This is a genomic window from Arthrobacter sp. 1088 (assembly GCF_031455315.1).
Classification (GTDB): domain Bacteria; phylum Actinomycetota; class Actinomycetes; order Actinomycetales; family Micrococcaceae; genus Arthrobacter.
This window is the reverse complement of sequence record NZ_JAVDSM010000009.1, coordinates 228,110-234,784: the sequence shown is the minus strand read 5'-3', so window position 1 is coordinate 234,784 and position 6,675 is coordinate 228,110. Positions and strand designations below refer to the sequence as shown.

Below are 6,675 nucleotides of genomic sequence, written 5' to 3'. Positions count from 1 at the left end.
CACTCCGCGGTCTCTTCCGGATCACGATCAGGCAGCTGGGCAGTCAACCCGCTGAGGATGTGTGAGGTCTCTTCTCCTGCAGCCACGTCCAACCTTCCTTTAGGCGCATGCATCGGCGCCTCAGGTCTGGCAGGGTAACTGCCCGTCATGAACGCGTCGTGTGCGACATCTCGGTTTCAACAGCCCGGTCGGATGCGCCGGGCAGGTCTTGTGAGCGCATGGCTGCCCAGTAGAATTCCTCGGGGCGATCGCCCTGCAGCCAAAGCGCTCATGGCCACTCTAGCTTTGACAGCGCTGGGATGCGTAGCCGTGGGGCCTCAGGGGCGTTGTATGTCACATCCTGGTGCTCTCCGTGACGGATGCCACGTGATTGTCACAGCTTCGAAACACCCCAGGTAGTGCGGAATATGCGTCATCGCAGGGACAATGGCTTGAAGCACACGCCCAAAGGGTGTTGGCTGTTAGTAATGGAAGTCACTTCAAAAGGAGGAAACGTGAGCGAGGCCGACGCCGCCACATCGGTAAATGTGGCGGAAAGATTGGGTTTCAAAGACGGGGATCTGATTCAGGAACGCGGCTACGACGACGACGTCGATTTCGACTTGCGTGACGACATTGAAGATGTCACGGGCTCTGAGCTGTTGGATGAAGATGATCATGACGTCGTAGACGCTGTTATTTGCTGGTGGCGGGACGGCGATGGTGACCTGGTCGATGCTCTGATGGATTCGCTCACCACCTTGAAAGAGGGCGGCGTGGTGTGGGTTCTGACCCCCAAATCCGGCCGCGACAACTACGTCTCTCCCGCGGACATCCAGGACGCAGCGCCCACTTCGGGGCTGCACCTGACCACTTCTGCCGGGGTATCCAAGGACTGGAGCGCCACCCGTTTGGTGCCGAAGAAGAACAAGTGACGGAAGTCCAGCAAGCGCCGGCCCCCGCACTTGTTCCCGGGATCGGAGAGGTGGCGCCGGACTTTGAACTGCTGAATCAATATGGCGAGCCGGTCCGTTTGTCGGATTTCAGGGGTCGCAACGTTGTGGTGGTGTTCTATCCGTTCGCTTTCTCTGGCATCTGCACGGGAGAACTGTGTGAGATTCGCGACAATATCGCTGCTTTCGAAGACTCGAACGCCACCGTCCTTGCGATCTCCGTAGACAGCAAATTTGCTTTGCGCGCATATGCGGAGCAGGAACGCTATGAGTTCGATCTTTTGGCTGATTTCTGGCCACATGGAGCTGTTGCGCAGGCTTACGGTGTCTTTGATACCCGCAGCGGGATGGCCCTTAGGGGAACGTTCATCATTGATGCCGAAGGATTGATCCGGTACGTGGTGGTCAATCCGCGGGGACAGGCCAGGGACCTCGCAGGCTACCGCCAGGCGCTCTCTGAATTGAGAGTGCAGCAGGGGTGAACCACGTGCGGCCCGGTGTTGGTATGACCGGCTTCGCCAGCATGGAACCGGCTACCGCTGCCACCTTGGGGGCCGGGGAAGAGGCGGCGTTGAAGGAGGTCCTGGACATTCTTGGGGGCAGGCGGCTGGCCATGCTCACCGGCGCCGGACTCAGCACCGATTCGGGTATTCCGGACTACCGGGGACCTGGATCAGCGCCACGGAGCCCCATGACGTATCAGGAATTCATCGGCAGTGCTGCCAATCGACGGCGGTATTGGGCCCGGAACCATATCGGCTGGTCCCACTTGCGGCATGCTGATCCAAATGCCGGCCACGCCGCCGTCGCCCTCATGGAACGGCGGGGCCTGCTGACCGGCCTCATCACCCAAAATGTCGACCGGCTCCACGAGGACGCCGGAAGCACCAACGTTGTGGATCTGCATGGGCGGTTCGATCAGGTGATCTGCCTTGAGAACGGACACGTTTTTTCCAGAAAGCTGCTCGCCGCAATTCTTGAGGAGCTGAATCCGGGGTTCGTAGAAGCCGCGCTCGAGGCAGGCGTGGTGGAGATGGCCCCGGACGCTGATGCCACCGTGGAAGATCCCGAGCTCATTAAGTCATTCGTGGTGGCAGTTTGTCCTGTCTGCGGCGGAACGCTGAAGCCTGACTTCGTCTACTTTGGCGAAAATGTTCCCAAAACCCGGGTCGAACGGGCGTATTCCATGGTGGACGCCGGCGAAGCTCTCCTGGTCGCCGGCTCCTCGCTCACCGTGATGAGTGGGTTGAGGTTCGTTCGCCATGCTGCGAAGGCAGGCAAACCTGTGGTCATCATCAACAGGGGATCCACGCGAGGTGACGAATTTGCCGCCCTGAAACTTGAGGTAGGAGTGAGCGGAGCATTGGATTATCTTGCGCGGAATTTGCCCGACATTTCTGCAGCGAGGGACTCGATTGGTGTTTCGCCCGAATGATCATGTAGAGTCATTGTTCGTTGGTTGAAGCGCTAAGGCACTGAAACTGAACTTTGGGTCTTTAGCTCAGCTGGTAGAGCGCCACGTTTACACCGTGGATGTCATCGGTTCGATCCCGGTAGGACCCACCAAACAGCCCCGCCATCCTGGACCGCAACGGTCGGGATGGCGGGGTTTTTCTTTCCCCAAAAGCGGCTCACGAAAAAAGTCAGTGCCCACGCCTACTGTCTGGCTTATGGAACAGGTATACATCCGCAGTGCAGGGGGCGGCGAGGCAACTACGGTAGTCCGGGGCGGCCGGGAGTGGCAGATTGCGGAAGAACCATTCCGATGGTTCGAGAGGGTGCCGTGGTGGGAGAGTTCCAAGCGAATGCCCCGGGGGCAGGGCCGCGTGGATGTTGAGGTCTTGCAAGTCCAAGTGCGGCTGGGAAGCAACGCGATGTCCAGCCTGGCAACCTGGGAACTGGTGCGGGACGGAAGTGGTGGCGGCTGGTACCTGCGTGGCGAAGAACGCGTGGCTGCCTAGGATTCCCACCGGGAAATGGATGAGCTCTCCACCACGACTATTGGGGGATGCCGCGGTGGAGAGCTCGAAAATGAATATACAGCGAACTTTTCCGTTTGAAAAGTAAAGCCCTCGTTAAGGCCTTGTGTGTCGATAAAGCCCCCATTGCTCCCGACAGGACCGCAAGCAATCACACTATGATGGGTAGTGTTCAGCTGATTGAACACCCGGTTGGACGAGATGTCCGGTTTGAGATGACGAAGGAGAATCATGGCCGATTCCCGCATTACCCGCTCCGAAGGACTGGGCGCATCATCGCCAGCTCCTGCGGTGACCCGCGCAGCGGCCGTTCTGGAAGCATTGGCAGAATCGCCATCGGGCCGCCTCACCCTGAGTGATCTGTCCAGGGAGTTGGGAATCCCTAAATCTTCCACGTCTAATCTGCTGCTGGCACTGGAAGAAGCACGGCTTATTACCAGGCAGGGCGCGGACTTTGGCTTGGGGCGAAAGCTCGTGGAGCTGGGCGCAGCGTACTTGAGCCGTTTGGATGAAGTGCAGGAGTTCTACAAGTACTGTGAACAAGCACCCACCCTGTCTGGAGAAACTGTCCGCATCGCCATGTTGGACGGGGACCACGTCATATACCTGGCGCGCTATGAGGGTCATCCTGCAGTTCGGCTGACCTCGAACATCGGCGACAAGATGCCGGTCTCCCTTTGCAGTGTAGGAAAGGCGCTCCTGGCGCAATTGCATGATCACGACATCGATGCCATGTTCCCGGATGGCATGGAACTTCCGGTCATGACGCCGAACTCGCTGCGCACGGCCGAGGAACTGAAGGCTCAAATCACCACGATCCGCAAGCAGGGTTTTGCCTTCGAGGACGAAGAATCCACGGTAGGCGTGGTGTGCCTTGCCGTTCCCGTGCCCACCCATGGGGCGCATGGTCCCAGCCTGGGGCTTTCTGTTACTGCGCTGAAGGCTACTTATTCAGAGGAGCAGGGTGCGCTCATGGTCAAGGAACTCAAGGAGCTGGCCCGCTCCCTGGGGAATCCGATGGGTTGATGCAGTGCCGCACGTCACAATCATCGGATTTTGAATAAATCTTATTTTAATCTTGGCACCTAGTTCAACAAGCTGTACGCTGTTCACCATAGTGATCTTGGCGGTGATGCCATCACTATCTCGTCGGGCCAACGGGGGCCTGGGGTGATTTTGAGGGAGTGCTTGTGACAACTCGTACTGATGCAAAGCTCGCAGCTGAGGCTGACGATGCAGTGGTTGAGCCGGAACAGCTTCGCAGGGCGACGCTGGCCAGCTCCGTGGGTTCTGCCCTGGAGTACTACGATTTCTACATTTATGGCCTGGCCTCGGCCTTGATCTTTGGGCCTTTGTTCTTTAAGCCTTTGGGTGAGAGCGGGGCTTTGATCGCATCCTTTGCCACCTATGGCGTGGGATTTGCGGCCAGACCGTTCGGCGGTATTTTCTTCGGATTCATCGGAGACAGATTTGGCCGCAAAATGGTCCTCTTGCTGACAATCGGCATGATGGGACTCGCAAGCTTTGCCATCGGCCTGCTCCCCACCTTCGAGCAGGCCGGAATGCTCGGCGCTGTACTCCTGGTGACATTGCGAATCATCCAGGGTTTGGGGGCCGGAGCGGAACAGGCCGGAGCCACAACCCTGATATCGGAAGTGGCGCCGCCGAAGCGCCGGGGGTACTTCGCGTCGCTGCCATTCGTTGGCATTCAGCTCGGCACGCTCCTGGGCGCCGGAACTTTCGCGCTGTTGCAGTTGGCGGACAAGGCTGCTTTCGAGTCGTGGCTCTGGAGGGTGCCATTCCTTGCCAGCTTTGTCCTGATCATTGTTGCTGTCTTCATTCGCCTGAGGTTGAAGGAAACCCCGGTATTTCAGGAACTGGAGAAGCATAAGAATGTGGTCAAGAACCCTGTGGGCCAACTTTGGAAGCATTCCAGAAGGAACGTGCTGGTGGGTATAGGCCTCCGTATGGGGGAGAATGGCAATTCTTCCATCTATTCGGCTCTGCTGATCTCCTTCATGTCGGTCAAGGAAGGTGTCTTCCCTGGGGACAAATTCATTGGTCCTGTGGGGCTTCTGATTGCCGCTGGATTCGCAGCCGTCATGGTGGTGACGTTCGGAGCACTGTCTGACCGCTTTGGCCGCGTCCGGGTTTACCGTTATGGTGCGTTGTTCCAGGCGATATTTGCCATCCCGGCCTTCTATCTGGTGACTCTCGGAAACGTGACCCTCGTGTGGGCAGTCATGGTGGTTGGTATAGCGCTTGGTGTCCAGTCCATGCTGGGCCCGCAGTGCCCGCTGCTACCTGAACTGTTTGGTTCCCAGTACCGCTTCACCGGAGTTGCGCTCAGCCGGGAAATCTCTGCAGTGCTGGCAGGCGGCCTTGTGCCCCTGCTCGGCGCCATTCTCCTGGCGGCTACGCATAACTCCTGGGTTGTTCTCGCGGTCTACTCGCTCGTTTTGGCCCTGATTTCGTTCATCACGACATTCTTTACGCCTGAAACAGCAGGACGGGACCTTCTTGCCCTTGAGGACGCGAAGTAGCGGACCGCCATTTGCCAAGCATTGGCGCAAAAAAGGCTCCGACCCCCTTGGGGTCGGAGCCTTTCGCGTCAGAGCTTGCCGGGTTTAGTAGAAGTGGACCGGATCCACCAGGTGGGGAAGGTCGCCACCGTCCATGAATGTACGGAGGTTGCTGCAAAAACGCTCTGCGATAAGGCGGTTTTCGGCAGAGCTCAGTGCAGACGTGTGCGGTGATACCAGCACCTTGGGGTGGTTCCACAGGGGGCTGTCCTGCGGTAGCGGCTCGATGGCAAAGACGTCCAGGCAGGCATAGGCAACTTGACCACTGTTGAGGGCCTCAAGAAGGGCGTCCTCGTCCACTACTGTGCCGCGGCCGACGTTGACGAACACGCTGCCCGGCTTCATTGCGGAGAAGATGTCAGTGCTGAACAGCTTCTCTGTGTAGGGAGTGCCGGGAAGTGTGTTCACTACGGCGTCGGCGTCGGCAACGAGGCCCGCGAGGCCGTCATTGTTGGTGACTTCGTCGATGCCCTCAATGGCCTCCACGTTGCGTTTGGTGCCGCTGACCTTCATTCCCAGAGCGCGGGCGATACGTGCCGTTTCCATGCCGATCTCGCCAAGCCCTGCAATGACTACCTTGGATCCGTTGGCCAACTTGGTGGGTGTCCGCAACTGGGGCCAAACCTTGGCCGCTTGGTCCTGGGCCATTTCGGCGCTGCGCTTGAAGCCGTTGAGGATGCCAAAGGCGGAGAATTCCGCGAGTGGCAACGCGTGGACTCCGGCTGAAGTAGTGACGCGGAATTTTCGAAGCGTCTCGGTATCCAGTCCGGAAGCCTTGACGGCTCCGCCGGCCCCGGCGGCCATGGCGTGAATCCATTGAAGGTGGGGATTGCTCTGGGCAATCCGGGCAAGGCCGGCCGGGCTTTCGTTGGGGAAGCCGTACAGGACCTGAGCCTGGTTGAGCATGGCCCAGTAGCGTTCTTCCTGCTCCGGCGTCCGCTTGAAGTCCGGGTCTCCGCTGTGGTCGGCAGGGTAGCGCTCGGGTGGAAGGAGGTCGGGTTCGTACAGAACGGTTACGGAAGGATCTACGGCGCGGATACGCTCCACATGCTCAGCTTCGAGCGGTACAGCGATCGCGATGGTAAGTTCATCAGTCGTCATAGTGTTCATCATACTGAATGGAGGCTAGGATATTGAACAGATTGCGTTTTGATGCACACAAAGAAGTGAGGTTCTTCACGA

The 6,675-nt window shown here is 58.6% G+C and carries 7 protein-coding genes and 1 tRNA gene; 7 read left to right on the top strand and 1 reads right to left on the bottom strand.

Features of this window, described 5'->3' with window-relative positions; all coding sequences use genetic code 11:
* The first annotated feature begins 494 nt into the window (after nucleotides 1–494).
* From J2Y41_RS16085 to J2Y41_RS16055, 7 genes are all read left to right on the top strand, one after another.
* Nucleotides 495–914: a DUF3052 domain-containing protein gene (locus J2Y41_RS16085; RefSeq protein ID WP_216925434.1), complete on the top strand. Its 420-nt coding sequence runs from the start codon at nucleotides 495–497 to the stop codon at nucleotides 912–914.
* Nucleotides 911–1,414 (top strand): peroxiredoxin, encoded by a 504-nt coding sequence (locus J2Y41_RS16080; RefSeq protein WP_224090755.1) that lies wholly within the window; start codon nucleotides 911–913, stop codon nucleotides 1,412–1,414. Before J2Y41_RS16085 ends, J2Y41_RS16080 begins: the two co-directional genes overlap by 4 nt.
* Nucleotides 1,415–1,437: 23 nt before the next feature.
* Nucleotides 1,438–2,367 carry an NAD-dependent protein deacetylase gene (locus J2Y41_RS16075; RefSeq protein WP_396133550.1) on the top strand — a complete coding sequence of 310 codons (930 nt, stop codon included), beginning with the start codon at nucleotides 1,438–1,440 and terminating at the stop codon, nucleotides 2,365–2,367.
* 55 nt (nucleotides 2,368–2,422) lie between these two features.
* A tRNA-Val gene (locus tag J2Y41_RS16070) sits at nucleotides 2,423–2,498 on the top strand.
* Between the two features lie 104 nt (nucleotides 2,499–2,602).
* The gene (locus J2Y41_RS16065; RefSeq protein WP_224090754.1) at nucleotides 2,603–2,893 is read left to right on the top strand and encodes a hypothetical protein; all 291 of its coding nucleotides are present in this window, start codon (nucleotides 2,603–2,605) and stop codon (nucleotides 2,891–2,893) included.
* Between the two features lie 249 nt (nucleotides 2,894–3,142).
* Nucleotides 3,143–3,937 carry an IclR family transcriptional regulator gene (locus J2Y41_RS16060; RefSeq protein WP_224164567.1) on the top strand — a complete coding sequence of 265 codons (795 nt, stop codon included), beginning with the start codon at nucleotides 3,143–3,145 and terminating at the stop codon, nucleotides 3,935–3,937.
* 158 nt (nucleotides 3,938–4,095) lie between these two features.
* Nucleotides 4,096–5,454, top strand: coding sequence for an MFS transporter (locus tag J2Y41_RS16055; protein WP_224090751.1), 1,359 nt, complete (start codon nucleotides 4,096–4,098; stop codon nucleotides 5,452–5,454).
* Nucleotides 5,455–5,538: 84 nt separating this feature from the next.
* On the opposite strand, the gene J2Y41_RS16050 is transcribed toward J2Y41_RS16055, so the two are convergent.
* A complete protein-coding gene (locus J2Y41_RS16050; protein ID WP_309929900.1) occupies nucleotides 5,539–6,606 on the bottom strand; it encodes a D-2-hydroxyacid dehydrogenase in 1,068 nt (355 codons plus the stop codon).
* Between the last annotated feature and the right edge of the window lie 69 nt (nucleotides 6,607–6,675).